The organism is Streptococcus sp. ALY_208, assembly GCF_058314295.1.
The window spans coordinates 145,801-171,413 of sequence record NZ_JBZFUI010000003.1 but is presented as its reverse complement, the minus strand read 5'-3'; the positions used below and the strand labels follow the sequence as shown (position 1 = coordinate 171,413).

Sequence of the window (25,613 nt, the reverse complement as noted above, 5' to 3'; positions counted from 1 at the left end):
AGTTAAATCTTGAATAATACTAACGAGTTTGGGCTTTTGTCTCAGGCTCGATTTTTATACCTATCTTGATCAGGACGGTTGCTTATCGCTACTGTTGAGAAAGTAACAATCACAGCCTGAGCCATGACACGACTCAATCGTGCGAGGAGACAATCCTTCTAGGGTCTTAGGCTATTAATCTCTTTTTATGCTATAATAAAGATTGAAAAGATGGGGATAAAGCAATGTATATTGAAATGACTGACGAGACCAAAGAAGTCTCACAAGAACTGATGAGTAAGATTACGGACATGCTAAACTTTGCAGCACAGAAATTGGGCAAGGACAATAAGGAAATGGCTCTTACTTTTGTGGATAATAGCACTATCCATAAAATCAATCTAGAGTACCGTGGGATGGATCGTCCAACTGATGTTGTCAGCCTAGAGTATAAGCCTGAGATACCAGTCCTCTTTTCTGAGGAAGACTTGGCTATGGATCCAGATTTGGCTGATATGATGGAAGACTATGATGCTTATATAGGAGAGCTATTCATATCAGTAGATAAGGCCCATGAGCAAGCAGAGGACTATGGTCACAGCTTTGAGCGTGAGATGGGTTTCTTAGCTGTACATGGCTTTCTTCACATTAATGGCTATGACCACTATACTCCCGAGGAAGAAAAGGAAATGTTCACCCTACAGGAAGAGATTTTGACAGCTTATGGACTTACGAGAGACTAATTCCCCTAAAAAATGGAAAAATAGAACCCTGACGTCGAGTTTGGAATTTGCCTTAACTGGGATAGTGACAGCTTTTAAAGAAGAGCGCAATATGCAAAAGCATGCGGTCTCAGCAGTACTAGCTATCCTAGCAGGTCTGATTTTTAGAATCTCAGCGATAGAATGGCTGTTTTTACTATCAGCTATCTTTTTGGTCATCACCTTTGAGACGATCAACTCTGCTATAGAAAATGTTGTGGACTTAGCCAGTAATTACCACTTTTCCATGTTGGCTAAAAATGCTAAGGACATGGCAGCGGGTGCTGTTTTAATGATCTCAGCCTATGCGGTAGTGACGGGAATGATTATTTTTATTCCAAAAATTTGGGAATTTCTATTTCATTGATAAAAAATGACAAGATGAATAGTCTTAGAAAGGGCTGAGTACTAGCTTGAGCTAGACTCGATAATAATATGTTTAAATCAGGATTTGTTGCCATTTTAGGGCGACCAAATGTTGGGAAGTCCACCTTCCTAAATCAAGTCATGGGGCAAAAGATTGCCATCATGAGCGATAAAGCACAGACAACCCGCAATAAAATTATGGGAATCTACACTACAGAAAATGAGCAGATTGTCTTTATTGATACGCCGGGGATTCATAAGCCAAAGACCGCCCTTGGCGATTTCATGGTCGAGTCAGCTTATTCGACTTTACGTGAAGTAGAGACGGTCCTCTTTATGGTACCAGCTGACGAAGAGCGAGGCAAAGGAGATAACATGATTATGGAGCGGCTCAAAGCAGCCAACATCCCCGTAATCCTAGTGATCAATAAGATTGATAAGGTCCATCCTGACCAGCTTCTGGAAAAGATTGATGACTTCCGGTCCCAGATGACTTTCAAGGAAGTTGTACCGATTTCTGCCCTTCAGGGCAATAATGTGGATACCCTTTTGAACCTTCTCAAAGATAATTTAGAAGAAGGCTTCCAATATTTTCCAGAAGATCAGATTACCGATCATCCAGAGCGATTCTTAGTCTCTGAGATGATTCGTGAGAAGATACTGACCTTGACTGAGCAAGAAGTTCCGCACTCAGTTGCCGTGGTCATTGAGTCTATGAAGCGTGATGAAGAGACCGACAAAATCCATATTCGTGCGACTATTATGGTTGAGCGTGATAGTCAAAAAGGGATTATCATTGGTAAGCAAGGCGCCATGCTAAAGAAAATTGGCAAGATGGCCAGACGTGATATTGAAATCATGCTAGGAGACAAGGTCTATCTCGAGACCTGGGTTAAGGTCAAGAAAAATTGGCGGGATAAAAAGCTAGACTTGGCTGACTTTGGTTATAACAAAAAAGAATACTAATCATAAGGAGAGTTTGGACTTTGGCTTCCAGACTCTTATTTTGAAGGGAGAATGCCATGCCTGAGTTACCTGAAGTGGAGACTGTTAGACGGGGGCTAGAGCGTCTGCTTGTTGGACGGACATTTCTATCTGCTGACTTTAAGATTCCAAAGATGATCAAGACTGATCCTGATCAGTTGAGGCTAGAGTTACCCGGACAAGTATTACTGGCCATGCGCAGGCGAGGGAAGTACCTAATCTTTGATTTTGGTTCCTACCTATTGATCTCCCACTTGCGTATGGAGGGCAAGTATCTGCTCTTTTACGATCAGGTTCCAGCGAATAAGCACTTTCATGCCTTCTTTAGACTGGATAATGGTGCGACTTTAGTCTATCAAGATGTTCGAAAGTTTGGTACCTTTGACTGGTTGGTCAAAAATCAGGAAGACGCCTATTTTCTAAGCAAGAAATTAGGTCCTGAACCCCAGCAAGATGTCTTCAAACTAGCCCCTTTTGAGCGTGGGATATTAGCGTCTTCAAAGCCTATCAAGTCCCTGTTACTCGATCAACGACTGGTCGCTGGACTGGGAAATATTTATGCTGATGAGGTGCTATGGGCAGCTGGAGTGCATCCAGAATCCCCTGCTAAGAGTCTCAAAAAAGCCCAGATCAAGAGACTCCACGATGAGATTATTAGGATTTTAGACTTAGCTATCAAAAAAGGTGGATCGACCATTAGAACCTATCGCAATGCTCTTGGTGAAGATGGCACTATGCAGGAAGAACTGCAGGCTTATGGCAGGGCAGACGCCCCCTGCCCGCGTTGTGGAAGGCCCATCGTAAAGATTAAAGTAGGGGGACGGGGCAGTCACTACTGTCCTAAATGTCAGAAAAAATGAGTAAAATTATTGGAATAACAGGCGGTATTGCCTCTGGGAAATCAAGGGTAAGTGCTTATATTCGTCAAGCAGGCTATGAGGTAATCGATGCTGATCAAGTCGTCCATGAGTTGCAGGCAAAGGGCGGTATTCTCTATCAAGCTCTAGTTTTTACCTTTGGAACAGCTATCTTGCAAGCAGACGGTCAACTGGATCGCCCTAAACTCTCAGAGATGATTTTCTCAAGTCCAGCGAATCAAGAGAAGTCTGCTAAGCTTCAAAATAAGATTATCCGTGAGGAGTTAGCTAAACGAAGAGATCGCTTGTCCGAAACCCAAGCTATCTTTTTTATGGATATTCCCCTCCTGTTTGAGTTAGAGTTTGATAGCTGGTTTGATGAGATTTGGCTGGTTAGCTTGGAGCCTGATAAGCAGATTGAGCGCTTAATGGAACGAGATAACCTCACGAAAACTCAAGCCCTAGAGCGTCTGGCAGCGCAGATGTCGTTAGAACAAAAACGTAAACGCTCTCACAAAATTATTGATAATAATGCCAGTTTAGAAAGGACCTACGCCCAGCTAGATCAGTTGTTGGAGAAAATCTAGAAAGCTTGGCTAGGGCCCTGGCACAACATGTGCTATAATATGGACGAAGTGTTTAAGAAAGAAGATGATGACCTATTAGTAAGACCATTAATTGGCGACAAAATTTAAGAGTAGCTTGGTTTGGCAACTTTCTGACAGGAGCCAGCTTTTCTTTGGTCATGCCCTTTATGTCCCTGTTTGTAGAGCAGCTGGGGGCGAAACCAGGTATGGTTGAATTATATGCTGGTTTGTCTGTTTCCTTATCAGCCCTCGCCTCAGCTCTTGTTGCCCCCATTTGGGGGAAGCTAGCTGATCGCTACGGCCGAAAACCCATGATGATCCGAGCCAGCCTAGTCATGGCCTTTACTATGGGCGGGCTGGCTTTTGTCCCCAATGTCTTTTGGCTATTGCTGATGCGTCTGCTCAATGGTATGTTTGCTGGCTATGTCCCTAATTCCACAGCTCTTATCGCCAGCCAAGCACCACAGAAAAAATTAGGCTATGCGCTTGGAACCCTAGCTACAGGGGTAACTGCAGGGACCCTAATTGGACCTCTGTTAGGAGGCTACTTTGCAGATTTATTAGGGATTCGTAATCTCTTCTTATTTGTGGGGGTTCTCCTGATTATCCTGAATGTCATGACCATTGTTCTGGTCAAAGAAGATTTCAAACCTGTCCACAAGAATCAAGAACTTGCCACTAGGGAACTATTGAGACAAGTAAAGGATGGCCAGGTTTTATTGGGACTCTTTGTAACCAGCATGATTATTCAGATTTCCGCCCAGTCCATTGCCCCTATATTGGCGCTTTATATCAGACATCTCGGCCAAAAGGAAAATCTATTATTTGTATCAGGTTTAATCGTGTCAGCTATGGGTTTCTCCAGTATGCTATCGAGTTCTTTTCTGGGGAAGATTGGCGATCGTATCGGTAATCACCGCCTCTTACTCTTAGCCCTGTTTTACAGTTTTTGTATGTATTTGTCCTTTGCTCAGGCCAAGACACCCTTGCAGTTGGGGCTTTTACGCTTTATGTACGGTTTTGGGACAGGAGCCCTTATGCCTAGTGTCAACTCCCTGCTCACCAAGATTTCTCCCAAAGAAGGCTTATCACGGATCTTTAGTTATAATCAGATGTTCACGAATATCGGACAGGTGGTAGGTCCTTTTATCGGATCCAGTGTTGCTGCAGGACTAGGTTACTTCTGGGTTTTTTATATCACTGCCCTGATTGTTTTCGTCAATTTTAGTTGGAGCTTTATCAACTTTAGACAGTATTTGAAGGTTAAGGAAATAGCGTGAGGATAAAGATAAATTTAAAGTGTAGTTCTTGTGGTAACAAAAACTACCTGACCAGTAAAAATAAGACAAGCCATCCAGAAAAAATTCAGGTACCCAAGTACTGCCCTAAAGAGCGAAAAGTGACCCTGCACCTTGAATCTTGAGAAGTATTATGGTAAACTACCTAAGACTATAGTGGAGGAAAAGCGATGTACAACATTTTACTAACTGCTTTGCTAGTTATATCTGTGGTTTTAATTATTGCTATTTTTATGCAGCCTCAGAAAAATCCAAGCAGCAATGTATTTGATAACAGCGGTTCAGAAGCTTTGTTTGAACGCTCAAAAGCGCGTGGGTTCGAGGCCTTTATGGAGCGCTTTACAGCCATCATGATCTTCTTGTGGTTGTTGGATGCCCTAGTTCTTGCTATCCTATCAAGTAAGTAATCACAAAAAAGAGCCCGGCCCAGTCAGGCTCCTTTTTTTGATAAGGATTTGTCGATCCTGAGTTTTTTAAAAGTAGGGATCGATCCAATCGTCACTACCAAAGCGAGCTAAAAGTTATAGCATCCTTACCAAATTGATGAGATATACTTCCTCCCTAAAATAAGAAAGAGTACCATGAAAAACAAAATAATTGAGTATTTAAAAGAAGCTGGAAAGTCTAGCGTTAATGAACTGGCTCAAGCTTTAAATATGGCAGGAGCCGACCACTTTCCAGAGTTGATTAAGATGCTCTCCAAGTTAGAGAGTCAGGGACAATTGCGCTTTCACAAAGATGGATCGGTCGGTCTACGTAGAAGCGAATCCCAAAGCAAAAAGGAAATAACCGTCCAAGGTATATTTCGGGCGAATAAGAATGGCTTTGCTTTCCTCCATGTCAGTGATGATGAAGAGGACATGTTCATCGGTCGTAATGATGTAGGTCATGCTATTGACGGGGATACTGTAGAGGTTGTTATCAAAAAGCCAGCAGATCGCCTGAAAGGTACTGCTGCGGAGGCTCGGGTAGTAGATATTGTCGACCGTGCTATCAAGACAGTAGTCGGTAAATTTACCCTGGATGATGAACATCCGCAGTATGCAGGCTACATCACGTCTAAAAATCAAAAAATCACCCAAAAAATTTATATCAAAAAAGAACCTCTTGCCCTCGATGGATCTGAGGTTGTTAAGGTGGCTATTGATAGATACCCAACCCGTCATCACGATTATTTTATCGCTCACGTCCTTGACATCATTGGCCATCAGGATGACGCTGGTATTGATGTCCTTGAGGTATTGGAATCGATGGACATTGTCTCGGACTTTCCGGAGGAGGTCATGGCTGAGGCTGCAGCGATTCCAGAGGCACCTTCACAGACTGATATGGAAGGCAGACTCGATTTGCGTGATGAGATTACCTTCACCATTGATGGCAAGGAAGCTAAGGACCTAGATGATGCTGTCCACATCAAAAAGCTACCTAATGGGAACTATGAACTAGGGGTCCACATTGCTGATGTATCTTACTATGTCACCGAAGGTTCGGCTTTGGATCAGGAAGCCATAGCCCGGGGGACATCGGTCTATGTGACGGATCGTGTCGTTCCTATGCTGCCAGAACGTCTGTCAAATGGTATCTGCTCTCTTAATCCTAATGTGGACCGCTTAACCCAGTCAGCCATTATGGAGATCAATCCTCAAGGGCGTGTGCTCAAACATATCATTACTCAGACAGTCATTAAGACAACCTTTCGGATGACCTACTCGGATGTCAATGAAATGCTGGCAGGCAACCAAGCTGTCATTGAGCAATTTAAGCCCATTATGGATTCTGTGAGCTATATGGCTGAGCTTCATAAAATCTTAGTAGACATGCGCCAACGCAGAGGTGCCTTGGATTTTGACCGTTCAGAGCCTCGCATTTTAGTCGATGACAAGGGGCAGCCGACAGATATCGTCTTGCGTGACCGTGGTATTGCTGAACGGATGATTGAGTCCTTCATGCTAGCAGCCAATGAGTGTGTGGCGGAGCACTTTGCCAAAGCGGATCTTCCTTTTATCTACCGTATCCATGAGACACCAAAGGCAGAAAAATTGCAGAAGTTTATGGACTATGCTTCGCTTTTTGGGATACCTATCTATGGAACAGCAACCAGTCTCAGCCAAAAATCGCTTCAGGAATTTATGGCTAAGATCAAGGGAGAATCAGGCTATGATGTCATGTCTCTGATGTTACTGCGTTCTATGCAGCAAGCTCGCTATTCTGAGCATAATCATGGTCACTACGGCCTAGCTGCTGAGTACTATACGCATTTTACCAGTCCTATTCGCCGTTATCCTGACCTCTTGGTCCATCGTATGGTCCGTGAATATGGCCAACTGACCCAAGAGAAAAAAGAGCACTTTGAAGAGGTTATCCCAGAATTGGCGACATCGTCTTCTGCCTTGGAGCGCCGTGCTATAGAGGCTGAGCGTACCGTTGAAGCCATGAAAAAGGCTGAGTACATGGAAGAGCAGGTGGGACAAGAGTTTGATGCTATTATTGCCAGTGTGGTCAAATTTGGTCTTTTTGTCGAGTTGCCAAACTCTATCGAGGGGCTCGTCCATATCACCAGTCTCCCTGAGTTTTACCATTATCATGAACGGACCATGAGTCTTCAGGGAGAACGGACGGGTAAGGTGTTCCGTATCGGTCAGCCTATCCGTGTTCGCCTGAGTAGGGCTGATAAAGAAACAGGCGATATTGATTTTGAATACCTGCCAAGTGACTTTGATATTGTAGAAAAAGTAGACCATCAAGCCCGTCGTGCCCGTGAAGAAAAGGCTCGTGAATTCCGTAGTAATCGTTATGGATCCAAGCGTCGTCGCAATGATCGAGGGTCTGGTGATAAGGATAAAAAGACCAATAAGCCTCGATTTGATGACCACAAAACCTCTAAGAAAAAACCAGATAAGCGCAAAAATCAAAACCGTCCCCACAATGATCATAAAGGTCGTGAAAATGGACGGCGTCGTAAGAAAAAACGCTAAGATTAGAGAGGATGATGGATAGTTATGGCTAAAAATAGCCCAGACAGCAAGGCCTTGGCGCAAAATAAAAAAGCTAGGCATGATTACACCATCGTCGACACGATTGAAGCTGGTGTAGTTTTGACAGGAACTGAGATTAAATCCGTTCGCGCCTCTCGGATTCAGCTAAAAGATGGCTATGCTCAATTAAAAAATGGGGAAGCCTGGCTGGTTAATGTCCACATTGCGCCCTTTGAGCAGGGAAATATTTGGAATCAAGACCCAGAGCGCACCCGTAAGCTCCTTTTAAAAAAACGTGAAATCACTCACCTGGAGCAGGAGTTAAAAGGAAGCGGCATGACCCTGATCCCTTTAAAAGTTTATATCAAGAGGGGCTTTGCTAAGATTCTCTTAGGCTTAGCCAAAGGGAAACACGATTATGATAAGCGAGAAACCATCAAGCGCCGAGACCAAGAGCGTGATATTAAGCGCGTCATGAAGAATTTTAATCACTAAAACCCCAATTCCTTATGGAAAGGAATTGGGGTTTTTTGTGAAATTCAGAGATGATCATCAGTAGAATATTGAAATGAAATTGTCTGATGAGATTATTTTTATATCCTTAGTAAAGTCTCAATTCATTGACATCATACTCGACAGATGGGTCATAAGAATTGTGTCTGAGGGTGACATTTTTAACATCGTCAATCGTTTGGGTACCAGCCAGTTGCATGACCATTTTGAGTTCATCATTGAGTTTTTCAAAGACTTGTTGGACACCGATACTGCCACCGAGTGCCAGTCCATAGATAGCAGGACGGCCCAGAGCAACTAGATCGGCACCAGAAGCCAGCGCCTTGAAGATATGCTGACCACGACGGATACCAGAGTCAAAGACGATAGGAACACGCTTATCAACAGCCTCGGCGACTTCTTGGAGAGAGTCGAAGGCAGCAGGTCCACCATCGAGCTGGCGCCCACCATGATTGGTTACCCAGATACCAGAAGCACCGGCACTGAGGGCGATCTCGACATCTTCCTTGGACTGTGGTCCCTTGACATAGACTGGCAGTCCAGAATACTGGGCGATAAACTCAACATCCTTAGGAGATAGCGCTTGTTTAGCTGACTTATAGACATAGTCCATAGTTTTACCAGCACCGTCAGGTAAATATTCCTGAACGATTGGCATACCAATCGGAAAGACAAAGCCGTTTCTAGCATCAGTCTCCCTATTGCCACCGACAGTGGCATCAGCCGTTAGGACAATGGCCTTTATGCCTTGAGCCTTGACACGATCCATGATATGACGATTGATACCATTATCTTTTGAAAAGTAAAATTGGAACCAATGTGGTGTACCCTGTAATGCCTCAGTAATCTCAGGAAGATCTGTCGAAGAATAAGAGGAAGTCGTATAGAGGGAGCCAAAGGCATGTACACCCTTGGCAGAGGCGACTTCTCCTTGAACATTGGCTAACTTATGTGCAGCAACCGGAGCCATAATCAAGGGTGACGATAGATTATCGCCATCAAATACAGTCTCCGTAGAAGGATTTTCCACGCCACGCAAGGTGTGAGGTACAATCAATTTATGGTTGAATGAGCGAATATTTTCATGCAGGGTGAAGGTATCCCCTGCACCGGATGCAATATAACCAAAGGCTCCTTTAGGAATAACCTTTTGAGCCATTTTTTCCAAATCAAAGGCATTGATAAAATCGATAGGCCCTTGTGCACTGCTTGTATAGAATGCCATAACTGACACCTCCTAAATCATAATCAGATAGAAATTTTCACGTTTACAAGAAAACGTTTACAAAACCTATTCAAAGAGATTATAGCATGCTTGTGAAATTGACACAAGCACTAGCTTACAAATTTCTTATCTTAATGAAGAAAGCCTATTAGTCCGGCATTTGAATGCTATAAAAAGCGGAGTAAATTTTTGACGCACATGCAAAAAAGCAGTAAACTAACTTCACTATATAAAGAAAAGAGGTAGGCATATGACACAAGATAATGCACAAGACCTGCGTCAGCGTATTGGTGACCTCTCTTATGAAGTCACGCAAAATGCAGCAACAGAGCGTGCCTTTACAGGTGAATATGATGAGTTCTTTGAAAAAGGGATCTACGTCGATATTGTGAGCGGTGAGCCTTTGTTTGCATCAACGGATAAATACGATTCTGGCTGTGGTTGGCCAGCCTTTACAAAACCTATCGAAAATCGTATGGTAACAAACCACGAAGATCTTTCTTATGGTATGCGACGTATTGAGGTGCGCAGCCGTGAGGCTAACTCTCATCTCGGTCATGTCTTTAATGATGGGCCAGTAGATCGTGGAGGTCTACGCTACTGCATCAACTCTGCAGCCCTCAAGTTTATTCCCTATGAGGATATGGAGCAAGAAGGCTACGGCGATTATAAAGCTATTGTCGAGTAAGACTAGAAAGGGTGTATGACGATGAAAACAATTTATCTAGCTGGTGGCTGTTTCTGGGGTGTTGAAGGTTACTTTGACCTGCTTGATGGCGTCCTTAGCACCCGTGTTGGTTATGCCAACGGACAATCAGAGGTAACCTCCTACGAATTGATCGATGCTACTGATCATGCTGAAACAGTAGCCGTGACTTATGATCCTGAGCGTATCAGTCTAAGTGAGCTTTTGCAGCACTATTTTCGTGTGATTGATCCCTTCTCAATCAACCGTCAAGGTAATGACATCGGTCGTCAATACCGCACCGGTATCTACTATGTAGATGAGGAAGAGCGTACCGCTGCTCAGGCTATGATGGATCAAGTTAGCCGTGAGCATGGAGGCCGTTCTCTAGCTGTTGAGCTTGAGCCCTTACGCCATTTCTTAGATGCTGAGGAGTATCATCAAGATTACCTCAAGAAAAATCCCAACGGCTATTGCCATATTGACTTAAATCTGGCAAAGGTACCGCTGACAGATCCAACGGCCAGCTAAGAGCGATAAAGATTACAAGAAAAGAGAGAGGGACAGCAACCAATCATGTTAAGAAGTTTGATTGTCTTTGCTCGACCTGTGCCTAGCAGATAAAATGGACCAAATAAATAAGGCTGAGAACTTTTGTCTCAGCCTATTTTTTTACTAAAGATTAGCTATCAATTTTCTATCATTAATCTTCGAAGAATTGGCTCAAGCGGATGACTTCAGTTTTATAGCCATCTGGATCTTGAACAAAGTAAAACATATTTTCTTTACCAGGAAGCCCCTTGATATCAGTGACTGTATAACCGGCTTGAACATGTTTATCATGATAGGCTTCCAGATCATCAACGCCAACAGCGATATGACCGTAGCCATCACCAAGGTCATAACCTGGGTGACCATAGTTGTAAGTCAATTCAAGCTCATAGCTTTCATCACCTTCGAGAGCTAGATAAACGATAGTAAACTCATACTCTGGGAAGTCCATACGACGAACTTCTTTGAAGTCAAAAGCTTCAGTGTAAAATTTGATAGATGCGTCTAAATCTTTGACACGAATACAAGTATGTAAAAATTTCATAAGAAATCCTTTCTAAAAATACTGAGTGAAACCAGCAGTTCCATAAGACTAGCAAGGGTTAGAAAAAAGAACCTCCCTGTCACCTGCTTGACCTGCCTGCTAAATACATTTAGTCTTTAGCTTAGTCTAGCCAAGTGATAACCTCTTCACGTCGTTTACGACTGCGAGGGTGCTTAGGATCTTTTAGACGATAGCCAAAGGATATCATGCTGGCGATCCCTTCTTGATTCGGATTGATGAGCTTGTGTTTGGCTAGAAGAGCATTGACCTCCTTGTAGTTGAACCCTTCTATAGGACAAGAGTCAATCCCCATCAGGGCAGCTGTAGTCATCATATTACCCAAGGCGATGTAGGTTTGCTTGGCTGTCCAGTCAAAGAGCGCGCGTGGATCATCTGCTATCTCCATGTCTCTAGTCTGGAAATCCTTATAAAGAGAGAGGCGGCTCTCTACCTCATCACCTTCAGTAAAACCACGGCGAATCAGACTATCACGCATGGCTTGACTGTCGTAACGCGCCTGCCGTTCAGCTAGGAGCAAAACAAAATGACTGGCTGTGTCCAGTTGCGAACCAGCTCCCCAGGCAATAGGTTTAAGCTCTGGAGCTAGCTCTCTGATATGCTGGCGATCCAAGACAATAAAGCGCCAACCTTCAAGCCCAACCGATGATGGACTGAGCCAAGCAGTGTCTAGAATGGTTTCCATATCTGTCCGAGAAATTTCTTGATCCTTGTATACACGAACAGCGACACGATGATCAAAAGCTTCTCGAATCTGTGATTTGACGGAATCTAATACCATGTGAGACCTCCTTTTCTTAACCCTTGTTATCATATCATTTTCTAAAATACCTGCCAATAATTTAAGACTAATGTGCTAAGATAGAATAAGAGGCTAAAGCATGACTAGGCTATTTGTCTTAGAGATAGGTAGCATCTAGGTAAGACCAGCTCTAATTGAGCACTATTGACTGTTAGAGTGTTTTTCTCCTACCAGAGGTAAGAGCCTCTCAAGTCACTGTTAATATGAAAAGTGTACAGTTTACTGCTGTCAGCTCGATCGGTGCCACCTACCATTTTTGTAGGAGTCAGAGCTAAATAAGTTGTCAAAAAAGAAGGAGGATTATGCAAAATCAGCGCAAGGAGTTTGGTTATTTATCCAGCTCCATATTAAAAAATGTCTTTTTAGGAATTTTAGTAGGTCTGTTGGGCGGCTTTTGCGTGAGTCTATTTCGTCTTTTGATCGAGGTCATATTTGATCATATCCAAGAGATTTATCATCTCTCCCACCAGTTTCCTTGGTTACTGGCAGGATTGTTCACTCTCTACCTGGTTTATACGCTGGTTTCTGGTCGCTTGATGAGCGAAGAACCAGATATCAAGGGATCAGGAATTCCACAGGTTGAAGCGGAGCTCAAGGGGCTCATGCATCAGAACTGGTGGTCTATATTATGGCGGAAATTTTTAGTCGGTGTCTTTGGCATTTCCAGCGGCTTGATGTTGGGACGTGAAGGTCCTAGTATTCAGGTCGGTGCTGTGATGGGCAAGGGAATAGCCCAATGGCTCAAGCTCAGTAAAATCGAAGAGCGAACCCTGATTGCTAGCGGTGCTGCTGCAGGAGTATCGGCAGCCTTCAATGCCCCAATTGCTGGCCTTCTTTTTGTCGTTGAAGAGGTCTATCATCATTTCTCCAGTCGAGTTTGGATAACAGCCTTGTCTGCTAGTCTGACGGCTAATATTGTATCGATGCGTGTCTTTGGACAGACACCTGTCTTAGCCATGTCATCAGATCTGCCCCTGCCCCCTCTCTCTAATTATCTCATTTTCCTTCTGATGGGGATTCTACTTGGGATTCTAGCCTACCACTATGAGTGGGTCGTCTTGAGAATTACCTTCTGGTATCAAAAGCTAGGCCAGCTCCTACATCTAAAGAGCCGCTATCATAGTATTCTCGCCTTTATAGCCATTTTACCTTTAGGCTATCTAGCTCCCCAGCTCTTAGGCGGAGGTAATGGATTTATCACCTCATTGGCGACTACATCTAGTTCCTTATTTTTACTCCTAGCTTGGTTTGTCATTCGTTTTATTTATAGTATGGTCAGCTATGGATCAGGCCTACCTGGAGGCATTTTTCTACCTATCTTGACCCTGGGAGCCTGTCTAGGAGCCTTGATGGGCAAGGGGACGCTTCTTCTTGGATGGAGTGATTCTGCTAGTTACCCCCTCTTTATTATTTTGGGAATGAGTGCCTACTTTGGCGCCATTTCCAAGGCTCCTTTGACAGCTATGATTCTGGTCTGTGAAATGGTAGGAGATTTACGCCAGCTCATGGCCTTAGGGACAGTAACTCTAGCGGCCTACATCGTCATGGATCTCATGGGCGGTGTGCCTGTTTACGAGGCTATGCTAGAAAATTTACTAGCTGGCGCCAAGGCCAAGATAGAAGATTCAGATCTGACCTGGATAGAGATTCCTGTAACGGAGCGAATAGCTGGAAAGGCCATCTATCAACTCGATCTCCCTAAAGAAGTATTGATTACGAGTCAGCGTGAAAACGGCAAGTCTCATATCGTCTCAGGCAGTACCCAGCTCATTCTAGGCAACACGATTAATGTCGTTATGCCAGAGGACAAGATTGATCAGGTCAGAGAGTTATTATTGAAGGAATGAGGCAAACATTACTCATTAAAAAAGCCAACCCTGTACTTTACCAATAGAATAGATTCAAAAATAAGGCTGGAATCAAAGCCCCAGCCTTATTTTTTAGCAATGAAAATATGATATTAGCAGATGCATCAGTGTAGTAGCCCCTATGAGCTTACTAAAGGAGAGGCAATAGTTATCACTTCCTCATCCTAACTCGACATAGTGAAGTTCTTTAGGTGTAAAGGTAAAGGGTTGGAAGCTGTTTTTACCAACGCTTCCGCAGTCCTCAATACGGACTCCAGCCTTACCAGGCACATAGATACCTGGCTCTATCGAGAAGCACATCCCTTCTTGGAGGATGAGATCGCTGCTTGCTGAAATAGACGGATACTCATGGACTTCAATGCCGATTCCGTGTCCCAAGCGATGATTGAAGTATGGGCCATATCCAGCCTTTTCAATAACCTGACGAGCTGCTGCATCAACCTCACTAGCGAGGACGCCTGGCTTGATCATATCTTGAGCAGTGAGCTGGGCTTCTAAACAGACCTTATAGATCTCTTCTTTGATAGGATCAGGCTTACCAATAGCCACAGTTCGTGTCATATCAGAAGCATAGCCCTCATACATAACACCAAGATCAAAGAGAAGAAAATCATTATTCTGGACGACATTGGTACCTGGGACACCGTGGGGATTGGCAGCATTGCTGCCTGAAAGAACCAAGGTGTCAAAACTCATCTGACTGATCCCTTTCTTTTTGAGTTCGTACTCTATAGTGGCAATCAAATCCATCTCGGTTACCCCTTGCCTAATGGCATCGATACCTACCCTTATAGCATAATCAGCATAGACTCCAGATAAGAGGAGTTTTTGGATCTCATCTGGGCTCTTTATCAAGCGCATCTGGTTGATAAAAGGAGAGATATCAGAAAAGTGCCCCAGAAAGATAGACTGAAGACCGTGGGATTTAGTGAGATTGAGGTGGTCAAACTCTGTAAAAATGATATGATCTTCCAATCGAGGTAGCCCCTCGCTCATTTTTTTCCAAGGATTCTCCGCATCATCATAGCCAATAACAGTAAAGCTAACAACGCTCCTAGCCCTAGCAACCTCTAAGGCAGGTACAAAGAGGACAGGCTCAAGATCACTATAGACAAAGAGAAAGAGCTGCCGCTCATGAGGATCACAATCAAATCCGGTTAAATAATTAATCGTCACAGGATTTGATAGGATAGCCAAGCGAGCCTCATTGGCGATAAGGTAATCTTGTAACTGATTTAATGCTGACATAGGAAACCTCTTTTCATAACGTGATTGATCCAGTCTATTCTTTCAAAATACTCCAAAAAAATCAAGGTTTAGATAGAAAAAGCACAAGGATGGTCAGATTAAGATGGTTTCTGATTTTATCAAAAAAAATTGAAAGTGTTTACAAAATGTGTTAATATACATTTGAAAGCGTTATTTTCATATAAGAAGGGAGATTCCCATGAATACAGATGAAACGATTACGATCTATGATGTTGCCCGTGAAGCAGGTGTCTCTATGGCTACGGTCAGTCGTGTAGTTAACGGTAATAAAAATGTCAAAGAAAATACCCGTCAGAAAGTCTTGGCTGTGATTGAACGCCTAGACTATCGTCCCAATGCTGTCGCTCGCGGGCTAGCCAGTAAAAAGACCACGACTGTCGGTGTTGTCATTCCCAATATTGCTAATAGCTATTTTTCTATCCTAGCAAAAGGGATCGATGATATTGCAACCATGTATAAGTACAATATTGTCCTAGCTTCTAGTGATGAGGATGGTGACAATGAAGTGGCCGTGATCAATGCGCTTTTTGCCAAGCAAGTTGACGGTATTATTTTTATGGGGCACCATTTGACGGACAAGGTCCGCCTTGAATTTTCACGCTCACGAACGCCCGTTGTTCTGGCAGGAACAGTTGATTTGGACCAGCAGTTTCCAAGTGTGACGATCGATGATTGCTTAGCGACCAAAGACGTTGTTGAAGAACTTGCCCAACGCCATGCAGCCATTGCCTTTGTTTCTGGTCCCTTGATCGATGATATCAATGGTAAGGTGCGTCTTAAAGGCTATAAAGAAGGCTTGGCAGACAAGGGTCTAACCTATAGCGAAGGACTAATTTTTGAGGTTAAGTCCAACTATGATGAAGGCTTTGCCTTAGCTGAGCGTGTGATCAATTCTGGAGCAACAGCAGCTTATGTGGGAGATGACGAGTTGGCAGCAGGTTTACTCAATGGTCTCTTTGCAGCTGGAAAGTCTGTCCCAGAAGATTTTGAGATTATCACCAGCAACGACTCCCCTATCGTCAAGTTTACTCGCCCCAACTTGAGCTCGATCAACCAACCAATCTATGATTTAGGTGCTGTCAGTATGAGAATGCTGACTAAAATCATGAATAAGGAAGACTTAGATGAGCATCATATCATCCTTAATCATGGTATTACCAAACGCAGCTCCAGTCTCTAATACTAACAAGTGTCCTGTGATGAGGCACTTTTTTGTTTGACTCGCTTTTCTAGCTTACGAGTACGTATTTTTAGCATGAAGTCATGAATTTTCTAGTAAAATAAGCTATAATAAAAACATGACAGAGCAAAAATTAAAGGTAAATATGTTAAGTTCGAGTGAAAAAGTTCCTGGTCAAGGGGTATCAGGTGCTTATCGTGAGCTGGTTAGCCTCTTGAAAAGAGAGGCTCAAGATCAGCTCGAAGTCACAGAAAATTTACCTATTAAGGCAGATATTACCCATTATCATACCATTGATTTAAATTACTATTTAGCGAGCTTTCGGAGAAAACGCAGTGGACGCAACATCGGTTATGTCCACTTTTTGCCGGATACACTTGATGGGAGCTTAAAGATTCCTAAGCTTTTCCATGGCATCGTCAGCCGCTATGTAACTAGTTTTTACAATCGTATGGACCACTTAGTGGTTGTCAACCCAAGCTTTATTCAAGATTTGGTAGACTTTGGTATTCCTAGAGAAAAAATCACTTATATTCCTAACTTTGTCAACAAGGAGAAGTGGTACCCTCTGAGTGAAGCGGAGCGGACTAGCTATCGGCAAGAACAAGGCTGGGACGATCGCTTTGTCGTCCTAGGTGCCGGTCAGGTGCAAAAGCGAAAAGGAATTGATGATTTTTTGGCGCTGGCCAAAGAGCATCCAGACCATTTATTTGTGTGGGCAGGTGGTTTTTCCTTTGGAGGCATCACAGATGGATATGAGGCCTATAAAAAAATCATGGCTAATCCCCCTCATAACGTCCGCTTTCCAGGGATTGTCAGTCCCAAGGAAATGCGCCAGCTCTACGGAAGTGCAGATTTATTTATCCTACCTAGTTATAAGGAGCTCTTTCCTATGACCATATTGGAGGCTGCCAGTTGTGGTGTTCCTATCATGCTGAGAGATTTGGAGCTCTATCATGATATTTTAGAAGGCATGTACTACCCAGCCAAGGATGTAGAGGAAATGAGTCAGGGCTTAGTCCAGTTGACCTCAGATCATTCGGCTCTTGCAGACCTGCAAGCATCAGCCAAAATTATTTCTCAGACCTATTCGCAAGAGAGGCTTCTAGAGACTTGGTTGTCCTTTTATAAAGAACAAGCGCAGGCTGGTAGGCAGAAAAAATAAACAGGATTGAAAAAGATGAGAATTGGATTATTCACAGATACCTATTTTCCCCAAATTTCAGGAGTCGGAACCAGCACGGCAACGCTCAAATCTGTTCTTGAGGAGATGGGACATGACGTTTACATATTTACAGCAACAGATAAAGGACTTAAGCGAGATGAAGATCCAACCATTATCCGTCTTCCTAGCGTACCTTTTGTCTCTTTTTCTGACCGCCGTGTGGTTTATCGTGGTCTAGTAACCACTTACAAGATTGCTAAGGATCTGGACTTGGACATCATCCATACGCAGACAGAGTTTAGCTTGGGCTTATTAGGAAAATGGGTAGGGGCCGCCCTGCGCATTCCAGTAGTTCATACCTACCATACTCAGTATGAAGATTATGTGGATTACATTGCTAATGGTAAATTGATTCGTCCCAGCATGGTCAAATATATCGTCCGAGGATTTTTAAGTGACCTAGATGGTGTGGTTTGTACCAGCCGCATTGTTCTCAATTTATTGGAGGACTACGGTATAAAGATTCCTAAACGAATTATTTCTACAGGCATTCCCTTAGAAAACTATGATAGTCAGTTGGTGTCGCAAGAGCAAGTGGCCCAATTAAGGGCAGATTTGGGGATAGCTCCCGATGACAAGGTGCTCCTTAGCCTATCTCGGATATCCTCTGAAAAAAATATCCAAGCCGTTTTAGCTGCTATGCCAAGAGTATTGGTCCACAATCCTCATGTTAAGCTGGTTGTTGTTGGCGATGGTCCCTACTTAGAGACACTTAAAGAGCAGGTCGAGGATTTATCCATCAGTGACGCTGTGATTTTTACTGGAATGATCGCTCATGAAGAAACAGCGGTCTACTATAAAGCGGCAGATTTCTTTATTTCTGCCTCAACCAGTGAAACCCAAGGGCTGACCTATATTGAGAGTCTCGCTATGGGGACGCCGATCATTGCCCATGGCAATCCCTACCTTGATGATCTGATCACTAATCGGATGTTCGGCCATCTTTTCTATCAAGAGCAAGATCTTCCTGAGGCGATTCTGGAAGCTATAGCTAGGACGCCAGAGATGACACCGGTACAGCTGGAGAAGAAGCGCTACGAGGTTTCAGATAAGCATTTTGGGCAATCGATCTATGAATTTTACCTAGATATCCTGATTTCCTACCAGAGCAAGCGACCGAGCAAGGTATCGTTGACGATTGAAGGCAGTGCGACAGATCGTACCCTTCGTCTTGCTAAATCGGCAGTTATCCTACCAACCAAGGCAGTCAAGACAACTGTCAGTACCTCACGGAAAGTTGTCAAGGCTCCAGCAAAACTGGTTAAATCTATTTGGGATTTCTTGGACTAGACCTACTAAGTAATAAGACGTCAAAATTTAAGTGGAAACGATGCTGGCTAAGCTGTTTTACGCAGTTACCCTTGCTATTTTTTACCAGATTGATATAATATTAGGCGAAGATATGTTTTCTGCGGTTGATTTTTTACAGAGAGTACTTGCTTGGTGGAAAAGTACAGATCTAGCAGGAAATACTCCTTCCTAGATTTTATGCAAACATAAAAGGGTGGTCCCCTTATCACCAAACATGAGGTTCATGACTTTTTGTCGTGAATAAATGAAGGTGGAACCACGTTGCGACGTCCTTTGAGGATGTCGTATTTTTTATGTTTATATTTTGACAGTTACCTTGGGTGATTACGCAGCAATCTGATAGTCTGTTTCAAAGCCTTGCGTCATAATAGTCTCTTGGGAGCGACGAAGTCGGTTGCTTGCGTGCCGACCACTTAAGGCAGCTGTAATAAAAAAGAATTTTATAAAAGGAGACAATAATGATTAAAATTACTTTTCCAGATGGCGCCGTGCGTGACTTTGAATCTGGCGTGACAACTTTTGAAATTGCACAATCAATCAGCACTTCTCTGGCTAAAAAAGCTTTAGCTGGTAAATTTAACGGTAAGTTGATTGATACGAATCGTGCGATTACTGAGGATGGTGCGATTGAAATCGTAACCCCTGACCATGAGGATGCTCTTGCCATCCTGCGTCACTCAGCTGCTCACCTCTTTGCTCAAGCAGCACGCCGCCTCTTCCCAGATATTCATTTGGGTGTTGGCCCAGCTATCGAAGATGGCTTCTACTATGATACGGATAATAAAGACGGTCAAATCTCAAATGAAGACCTGCCTCGTATCGAAGAAGAAATGAAGAAGATCGTCAAAGAAAACTTCCCATCTATTCGTGAAGAAGTGACAAAAGATCAGGCGCGTGAAATCTTTAAAAACGATCCTTACAAGCTAGAACTAATCGAAGAACATTCTGAAGACGAAGGTGGGCTGACTATCTACCGTCAAGGGGAATACGTTGACCTCTGCCGTGGACCACATGTGCCTTCAACTGGACGCATCCAGGTTTTTCATCTGCTCAACGTAGCAGGAGCCTATTGGAGAGGTAACAGCGACAATGCCATGATGCAGCGAATTTACGGGACAGCTTGGTTTGACAAGAAAGATCTAAAGGCTTATCTCAAACGCTTGGAAGAAGCTAAAGAGCGGGATCACCGTAAGCTTGGTAAAGAGCTTGATCTCTTTATGATTTCTCAAGAAGTTGGACAAGGTTTACCTTTCTGGCTGCCAAATGGAGCAACAATCCGTCGTATCTTAGAGCGCTATATCACCGATAAAGAATTGGCAGCTGGCTATCAGCATGTCTACACACCACCAGTAGCATCTGTTGATCTCTATAAGACTTCAGGACACTGGGAACACTACCGTGAGGACATGTTCCCGACCATGGATATGGGCGACGGGGAAGAATTTGTTTTACGGCCAATGAACTGTCCGCACCACATCCAGGTTTATAAGAATCATGTGCGCTCCTATCGTGAATTACCGATTCGTATTGCTGAGCTTGGTATGATGCACCGTTACGAAAAATCTGGTGCCCTTACAGGCCTGCAGCGGGTACGGGAAATGACCCTCAACGATGGTCATACCTTCGTTGCCCCAGAACAAATCCAAGAAGAGTTCCAAAAAACCTTGCAGCTGATTATCGATGTCTATGAAGATTTCAATCTGACGGACTACCGTTTCCGCCTATCCTACCGTGATCCTAAGGATACCCACAAGTATTATGATAATGACGAAATGTGGGAAAATGCCCAAGCTATGCTTAAAGCGGCTATGGATGATATGGAGCTAGATTACTTTGAAGCAGAAGGAGAAGCTGCCTTCTACGGTCCTAAATTGGATATTCAGGTCAAAACTGCCCTTGGTAATGAAGAAACCCTCTCAACTATCCAGTTGGACTTCCTCTTGCCAGAGCGCTTTGATCTCAAATATACAGGTGCTGATGGCGAAGAACACCGCCCTGTCATGATCCATCGTGGAGTCATCTCTACTATGGAGCGCTTTACTGCTATCTTGATTGAGACTTACAAGGGTGCCTTCCCAACCTGGTTAGCACCGCAACAAGTTACTGTAATCCCAATTTCCAATGAAGCACATGCAGACTATGCTTGGGAAGTAGCAAAGACTTTGCGTGACCGTGGTATCCGTGTTGAAGTAGATGAGCGCAATGAAAAAATGCAGTATAAGATTCGTCAAAGTCAAACGCAAAAAGTTCCCTACCAATTGATTGTGGGAGACAAGGAAATGGCCGACAAATCTGTCAATGTTCGTCGCTACGGCAGCAAGCAGACCCATACCGAAGCTTTGGATGAATTTGTTGAAAACATCTTAGCGGATATTGCAAGAAAATCACGTCCAGAATAACCCCAAGACTTTGAGTGACTAATATGAGCAAGCTACCTTTGAAACAAAGTGTTTGAAGGTAGTTTTTTCGTTATCCTCAAAATGGTTTCTCATGATATAATAGTGGCGTCAAACTAGGATAAGAAAGGATTTTCGATGAAGTACAATCAACTAGGACATACAGATATGAAGATCAGCGAGGTTAGCCTAGGAACTTGGGCTCTTGGAGGAGATTGGGGTAATGTTGCCGAAGAGACATCCCTCAAAGCTCTCCATCATGCTGTGGATTCTGGGGTCAATTTTTTTGATACAGCAGATGTATATGGCAGTGGTCGCAGTGAGGAGATCATCGGCCAAGTATTAAAAGAACGTTCGGAAACAATCTATGTTGCAACTAAGTTCGGCCGTCGTGACAACTTTGCGGATCTTGCAAATTTCACCTATGACAAGGTGAAAAGCTACTGTGAGGATAGCCTAAGCCGCTTAGGAGTAGAAGCCATTGACCTTTACCAGATTCACTGCGCTAGTACAGAAGTTTTAGAAGATCAAGGGGTCTTTGCTGTTTTAGAGGATCTCAAAAAAGAAGGAAAAATTCGCTATTATGGAGTCAGTGTTGAGACTGATGCCCAAGGTCTTTTTGTCCTTGAAAACACCAAGGCCAGCAGCCTCCAGGTTATTGTCAATATCTTGCGTCAAAAACCAGTCGACCAGATGATTGCCCAGGCAGCTAAGCAAAATGTCGGCATCCTAGCCCGGGTACCGCTTGCTAGCGGTCTTTTGACAGGAAAATACAATAAAGACAGTCAATTCCCAGCCAATGACCACCGTAACTTTAATCGAGATGGTGCCGCCTTTAATGTCGGTGAGACCTTTGGCGGACTTCCCTTTGACAAGGCTATTGAGCTAGTAGACAAGCTAGCATGGATCAAGGAAGGCCGTAACAGTATGGCAGATGCAGCCCTGAAATGGATCCTGCAACAAAAAGGGATAACAGCTGTTATCCCAGGCTTTAAATCTATCCAGCAGATTGACACTAACCTTCAAGCCGCAGCTACCAAACCCTTTAGCCAAGAGGAGCTAGATCGTTTATCGACTTTCTATTGGCAAGAAGTCCACGATTTTATCCGTGGAGATTATTAAAGTGACAAGTTTTATTGTAACAACCAGCCTGAGACAAAATCCTAATCTGGTGGTTCAAGCCAAACGACTAGCTTGTGAGCAGAGGGCTATCTATATTGAGCGCCGGAAGTTATCACTAAGTAAGTTGATTAGCAATTATGGCCCAGCCTTGATTGTTTACCAAGATAAGTTGCTTTTTGTTCATACAGATGGAGCTCAGCTGTATTTTCACCCAGATACAGCCATGCTGAGAATGAAAGCCCCGCACGATCCCTTACTTGATCTCCTAGGGAAAGCCCCCCTGACGATTTTAGATACAACGATGGGGTTGGCTAGTGATAGTCTCCTTATGGCTAGCGCTGGTCATCAGGTGACAGCTCTAGAAGCTAGTCCCTTGATTCACTTGATCATTAGCCATGGGCTCAAGCATTTTGTTTCTGGCAATAAGCGATTAGATCAAGCAATGCGCTCACTAACATCCTATAACCAAGAAGCACTTGATTACATGATGACCCAGCCTGCCCAGTCAGTAGATGTAGTTTATGCTGATCCTATGTTTTCAAGCAGTATTCAGGAATCCCAGAATTTAGAAGGAATAAGGCCACTGGCTAAAGGAAACAGCCTCACTCCAGACTTTATCAAACAGGCTAGACGTCTAGCCAGAAAAGCGGTTATTATCAAAGCTCACTTTAAAGACACCATCTTTGAAGACTATGGTTTTGACCGTCAGGTGCGAAAAAATCAAAAATTCCATTATGGTATAGATAGGATCTGTTAGATTCCTTTAGATTTAATAATATCATCAAAAAATCCTTCTGCTCATTAGTTAGCAGAAGGATTTTTTAGACAGCTACGCAGAACTAAGATGTCTCTTGAGCCTTGGCTCTGGCTTTACGTCTGGCATGGAAATTCAGCCTTGGAATAATGAAGCAGACCCCAGCAAATATAGCTGCAAGGATCAAAGAAGAATGTCTAGTAGCGTACATAGCCAAGCAACCAATGGCTAGGACTCCCATGTAGGGAAGATAATTATTTCGAGCAAAGCGATAAAGCCTACGATTATAGATAGAAGTGGCATAGAGTGATGGATAAAAAATCGCTAGTCCCCCCAAAAATAAGCCCAAACCGTAGATCATGTGCTTAGGATCTGATAGACTTTCGATACCACCTGTAACCAAGTTGATAGCAATAATCATCAAAAGGTGACTGTAGATCAAGACCAATCCCCTTGTCTCTTGATGCCGGTTAATAGTCAGATAAGTCTGGGAAATATAAGCCACAAACATGAAAGAAATCCCCGTAAAATAAAGGACCCCCAGAATGGGAGATTGATAGAGAGGATAGGTTCGAATTAGACCAGTAACGGTCTCACCAAAGGTGATGATCATCAATAACTGGAAGCGCTCTACTAAGTGGGGAAAATTAATCCGCCGAATATCAAGAGATTGTTGAAAGAAAAGGGGAAGTAGCCAAGTCGCTAGCCAGAGCAGTAAAAAACGAGGATCATGATAATCAAACAGGCGGAAAACACCACTGACCAAGATAAGAGAACTGACATAGACTAGTAAAATCACTAATCGTTTGATAGAAGCAAGCATATCAGTATTAAAGCCAATTTTTCTTCCACGTAGGTAGTACTGACATAAAATGATAGCATGGGCTAGGAGCAAGAGACCGTTATAGATGAGATATTCTTTAATCGTGTAGTGGCGCAGCCCTAGCATGAGGCCAAAATTACCAGCAATAAACATGGCAGGGATATTGAGATAGATATCCATCATATCAGATTCGCCATACTTATTGAGATAGATGGTTTGATAGACCCAGATAGACATTAAAAGGCTGGTCGATACGACAAAAGACGTCAAAAGTCCAAGATTGATTGAGTCAGTGTGCAAAAAATTAATCAAACGAGATATGGCTAGAACAAAGACAAGATCGTAAAAGAGCTCATAATTGGTGACACGCTTGGCGGTAATTTTTGACATAACCCCTCCAGATTAAATAGGTTCTTTCTGATAAGAAGTATCATTCCATCTCAGGAGTGTGAAATGCTTGCCATCTGGGCTATCTAAAATAGTCAGACTAGCATTATCCAATCCTCCTTTTTGGCGTAACTCCCCAGGTTCTCCTCCTAGGAGGTAGTTGATAGCAGCAGTGAAGCAAGCACCGTGTCCAACTAATAATACTTTTTGATCCTTATCGTAATTCAGATCAGCCACGAAATCAGCGACACGTCTGGTAGCATGATAGACAGATTCTGCTTCAAAAAGCTCATTGTTGAAGCGCAGGAGATTGGTCCGAAAGGCTGTCATTTGATCCGGATAGATGGCTGATAAGAGGGAAAATTTTTGTCCCTCTAAACGGCCCAGATTCCATTCACTTAGGGCTGGTGTTGTAATGATAGCTGTCGGATGATGATTTTCCTGCATAATCAGATGGGCAGAAGATAAAGCACGATTGAGAGGACTCGAGTAGACTTGATCAAAGACAGTATCTGATAAATACTGTCCCAGTTCCTCAAGGATGATCGAGGACTCGGCTAAGAGCGGAGAATCTCCTCTAGCTCCCTGAAACCGCCCTTCCAGATTCCATTGAGTTTTTCCATGTCTGACAAAATATAACTGCATACCTACTCCTTAATATCAGCAAATTCAGCTGAGACAAAATCAGCTAGTACTTGAGAATCAATGCGAATAGAGCGCTTAAGCTCTCCTGCTGATACAATCATCTGCCCCATCTCAAGAGCAACAGTATCGATGTAAATAGGAAAATGGTGCTTTTGACGGATCCCAACAGGATTATTAGCACCATGGACATAGCCTGTTGTTTTTTCGAGGTCCTTTTGAGGAATCATATGAACCTTTTTATTGCCAGATATCTGGGCCAACTTTTTTTCAGAAAGGTGCTCAGTGATGGGAACAATTCCGATAATAGGGCCTGTCTTATCACCGATCAAGGCCAAGGTTTTAAAGATTTCATGGCGCTCGATGCCCTGTGGAAGTTCCCCATCTAAGCCATTAAAATCCAAGGAATCATGTGCGATTTTTGCCTTATCCAAAATTTGATCGACTAGTGTTTTTTTGATTTTTTTCTTTTTAGCCATAGTTAGTCCTT

Annotated in this window: 25 protein-coding genes and 1 pseudogene; 19 read left to right on the top strand and 7 right to left on the bottom strand. The window is 43.4% G+C overall.

The window, feature by feature from the left end:
• The first annotated feature begins 224 nt into the window (after positions 1–224).
• From ybeY to smpB, 10 genes are all read left to right on the top strand, one after another.
• Positions 225–722: an rRNA maturation RNase YbeY gene (gene ybeY, locus AC4HAI_RS04355; protein ID WP_491078735.1), complete on the top strand. Its 498-nt coding sequence runs from the start codon at positions 225–227 to the stop codon at positions 720–722.
• Positions 703–1,107 carry a diacylglycerol kinase family protein gene (locus tag AC4HAI_RS04350; protein ID WP_491078736.1) on the top strand — a complete coding sequence of 135 codons (405 nt, stop codon included), beginning with the start codon at positions 703–705 and terminating at the stop codon, positions 1,105–1,107. The genes ybeY and AC4HAI_RS04350 overlap by 20 nt, the downstream gene beginning before the upstream one ends.
• A gap of 68 nt (positions 1,108–1,175) precedes the next feature.
• A complete protein-coding gene (era, locus tag AC4HAI_RS04345; RefSeq protein WP_491110576.1) occupies positions 1,176–2,072 on the top strand; it encodes a GTPase Era in 897 nt (298 codons plus the stop codon).
• Positions 2,073–2,128: 56 nt separating this feature from the next.
• A complete protein-coding gene (gene mutM / locus AC4HAI_RS04340) occupies positions 2,129–2,950 on the top strand; it encodes a DNA-formamidopyrimidine glycosylase (protein ID WP_491110575.1) in 822 nt (273 codons plus the stop codon).
• Positions 2,947–3,534 carry a dephospho-CoA kinase gene (gene coaE / locus AC4HAI_RS04335; protein ID WP_491110574.1) on the top strand — a complete coding sequence of 196 codons (588 nt, stop codon included), beginning with the start codon at positions 2,947–2,949 and terminating at the stop codon, positions 3,532–3,534. Before mutM ends, coaE begins: the two co-directional genes overlap by 4 nt.
• An 86-nt stretch (positions 3,535–3,620) precedes the next feature.
• Entirely contained in the window at positions 3,621–4,814 is a 1,194-nt protein-coding gene (locus AC4HAI_RS04330) for a multidrug efflux MFS transporter (RefSeq protein WP_491110620.1), read from the top strand.
• On the top strand, positions 4,811–4,957 hold the full coding sequence (gene rpmG / locus AC4HAI_RS04325; RefSeq protein ID WP_491110573.1) for a 50S ribosomal protein L33: 147 nt from the start codon (positions 4,811–4,813) through the stop codon (positions 4,955–4,957). Before AC4HAI_RS04330 ends, rpmG begins: the two co-directional genes overlap by 4 nt.
• 45 nt (positions 4,958–5,002) lie before the next feature.
• Positions 5,003–5,239, top strand: a complete 237-nt coding sequence (gene secG, locus AC4HAI_RS04320) for a preprotein translocase subunit SecG (protein ID WP_491078741.1) — start codon at positions 5,003–5,005, stop codon at positions 5,237–5,239.
• Between the two features lie 174 nt (positions 5,240–5,413).
• Entirely contained in the window at positions 5,414–7,807 is a 2,394-nt protein-coding gene (gene rnr, locus AC4HAI_RS04315) for a ribonuclease R (protein WP_491110572.1), read from the top strand.
• A gap of 24 nt (positions 7,808–7,831) precedes the next feature.
• Positions 7,832–8,302, top strand: coding sequence for an SsrA-binding protein SmpB (gene smpB / locus AC4HAI_RS04310; RefSeq protein ID WP_491110570.1), 471 nt, complete (start codon positions 7,832–7,834; stop codon positions 8,300–8,302).
• A 106-nt stretch (positions 8,303–8,408) separates the two neighbouring features.
• Here smpB and lctO read toward each other — a convergent pair whose 3' ends face one another.
• Entirely contained in the window at positions 8,409–9,545 is a 1,137-nt protein-coding gene (gene lctO, locus AC4HAI_RS04305; protein WP_491110568.1) for an L-lactate oxidase, read from the bottom strand.
• Between the two features lie 250 nt (positions 9,546–9,795).
• On the opposite strand from lctO, the gene msrB reads away from it, so the two are divergent.
• Both msrB and msrA read left to right on the top strand, forming a co-directional pair.
• On the top strand, positions 9,796–10,233 hold the full coding sequence (msrB, locus tag AC4HAI_RS04300) for a peptide-methionine (R)-S-oxide reductase MsrB (protein WP_491110566.1): 438 nt from the start codon (positions 9,796–9,798) through the stop codon (positions 10,231–10,233).
• Positions 10,234–10,254: 21 nt separating this feature from the next.
• Positions 10,255–10,746 (top strand): annotated as a pseudogene (gene msrA / locus AC4HAI_RS04295) (peptide-methionine (S)-S-oxide reductase MsrA); the annotation flags it as partial.
• 187 nt (positions 10,747–10,933) lie between these two features.
• Here msrA and gloA read toward each other — a convergent pair.
• Together gloA and AC4HAI_RS04285 are read right to left on the bottom strand one after the other, a co-directional pair.
• Entirely contained in the window at positions 10,934–11,326 is a 393-nt protein-coding gene (gene gloA, locus AC4HAI_RS04290; RefSeq protein WP_491110565.1) for a lactoylglutathione lyase, read from the bottom strand.
• A 121-nt stretch (positions 11,327–11,447) separates the two neighbouring features.
• The gene (locus tag AC4HAI_RS04285; RefSeq protein ID WP_491110564.1) at positions 11,448–12,125 is read right to left on the bottom strand and encodes an NAD(P)H-dependent oxidoreductase; all 678 of its coding nucleotides are present in this window, start codon (positions 12,123–12,125) and stop codon (positions 11,448–11,450) included.
• Positions 12,126–12,448: 323 nt separating this feature from the next.
• Here AC4HAI_RS04285 and AC4HAI_RS04280 point away from each other — a divergent pair, with 323 nt between their 5' ends.
• Positions 12,449–13,993, top strand: coding sequence for a ClC family H(+)/Cl(-) exchange transporter (locus AC4HAI_RS04280; RefSeq protein WP_491110563.1), 1,545 nt, complete (start codon positions 12,449–12,451; stop codon positions 13,991–13,993).
• Between the two features lie 180 nt (positions 13,994–14,173).
• On the opposite strand, the gene AC4HAI_RS04275 is transcribed toward AC4HAI_RS04280, so the two are convergent.
• Positions 14,174–15,262: a M24 family metallopeptidase gene (locus AC4HAI_RS04275; protein ID WP_491110562.1), complete on the bottom strand. Its 1,089-nt coding sequence runs from the start codon at positions 15,260–15,262 to the stop codon at positions 14,174–14,176.
• Positions 15,263–15,461: 199 nt separating this feature from the next.
• On the opposite strand from AC4HAI_RS04275, the gene ccpA reads away from it, so the two are divergent.
• The 6 genes from ccpA to AC4HAI_RS04245 all read left to right on the top strand — a co-directional run bounded on the left by ccpA (position 15,462) and on the right by AC4HAI_RS04245 (position 23,274).
• Positions 15,462–16,463, top strand: coding sequence for a catabolite control protein A (gene ccpA, locus AC4HAI_RS04270; protein WP_491110561.1), 1,002 nt, complete (start codon positions 15,462–15,464; stop codon positions 16,461–16,463).
• Positions 16,464–16,581: 118 nt separating this feature from the next.
• The gene (locus tag AC4HAI_RS04265) at positions 16,582–17,628 is read left to right on the top strand and encodes a glycosyltransferase family 4 protein (protein WP_491110559.1); all 1,047 of its coding nucleotides are present in this window, start codon (positions 16,582–16,584) and stop codon (positions 17,626–17,628) included.
• Between the two features lie 15 nt (positions 17,629–17,643).
• The gene (locus AC4HAI_RS04260) at positions 17,644–18,978 is read left to right on the top strand and encodes a glycosyltransferase family 4 protein (RefSeq protein ID WP_491078757.1); all 1,335 of its coding nucleotides are present in this window, start codon (positions 17,644–17,646) and stop codon (positions 18,976–18,978) included.
• A 479-nt stretch (positions 18,979–19,457) separates the two neighbouring features.
• On the top strand, positions 19,458–21,398 hold the full coding sequence (thrS, locus tag AC4HAI_RS04255; protein WP_491078758.1) for a threonine--tRNA ligase: 1,941 nt from the start codon (positions 19,458–19,460) through the stop codon (positions 21,396–21,398).
• 135 nt (positions 21,399–21,533) lie between these two features.
• Entirely contained in the window at positions 21,534–22,517 is a 984-nt protein-coding gene (locus AC4HAI_RS04250) for an aldo/keto reductase (protein ID WP_491078759.1), read from the top strand.
• Position 22,518: 1 nt separating this feature from the next.
• Positions 22,519–23,274 (top strand): class I SAM-dependent methyltransferase, encoded by a 756-nt coding sequence (locus tag AC4HAI_RS04245; RefSeq protein ID WP_491078760.1) that lies wholly within the window; start codon positions 22,519–22,521, stop codon positions 23,272–23,274.
• A gap of 82 nt (positions 23,275–23,356) precedes the next feature.
• Here AC4HAI_RS04245 and AC4HAI_RS04240 read toward each other — a convergent pair whose 3' ends face one another.
• From AC4HAI_RS04240 to AC4HAI_RS04230, 3 genes are read right to left on the bottom strand one after another with little or no spacing between them, the layout of a single operon-like run.
• Positions 23,357–24,484, bottom strand: coding sequence for a low temperature requirement protein A (locus tag AC4HAI_RS04240; RefSeq protein WP_491110558.1), 1,128 nt, complete (start codon positions 24,482–24,484; stop codon positions 23,357–23,359).
• A gap of 12 nt (positions 24,485–24,496) precedes the next feature.
• The gene (locus AC4HAI_RS04235) at positions 24,497–25,126 is read right to left on the bottom strand and encodes a histidine phosphatase family protein (protein ID WP_491078762.1); all 630 of its coding nucleotides are present in this window, start codon (positions 25,124–25,126) and stop codon (positions 24,497–24,499) included.
• A 2-nt stretch (positions 25,127–25,128) separates the two neighbouring features.
• Entirely contained in the window at positions 25,129–25,602 is a 474-nt protein-coding gene (locus AC4HAI_RS04230; RefSeq protein ID WP_491110557.1) for an aminoacyl-tRNA deacylase, read from the bottom strand.
• Between the last annotated feature and the right edge of the window lie 11 nt (positions 25,603–25,613).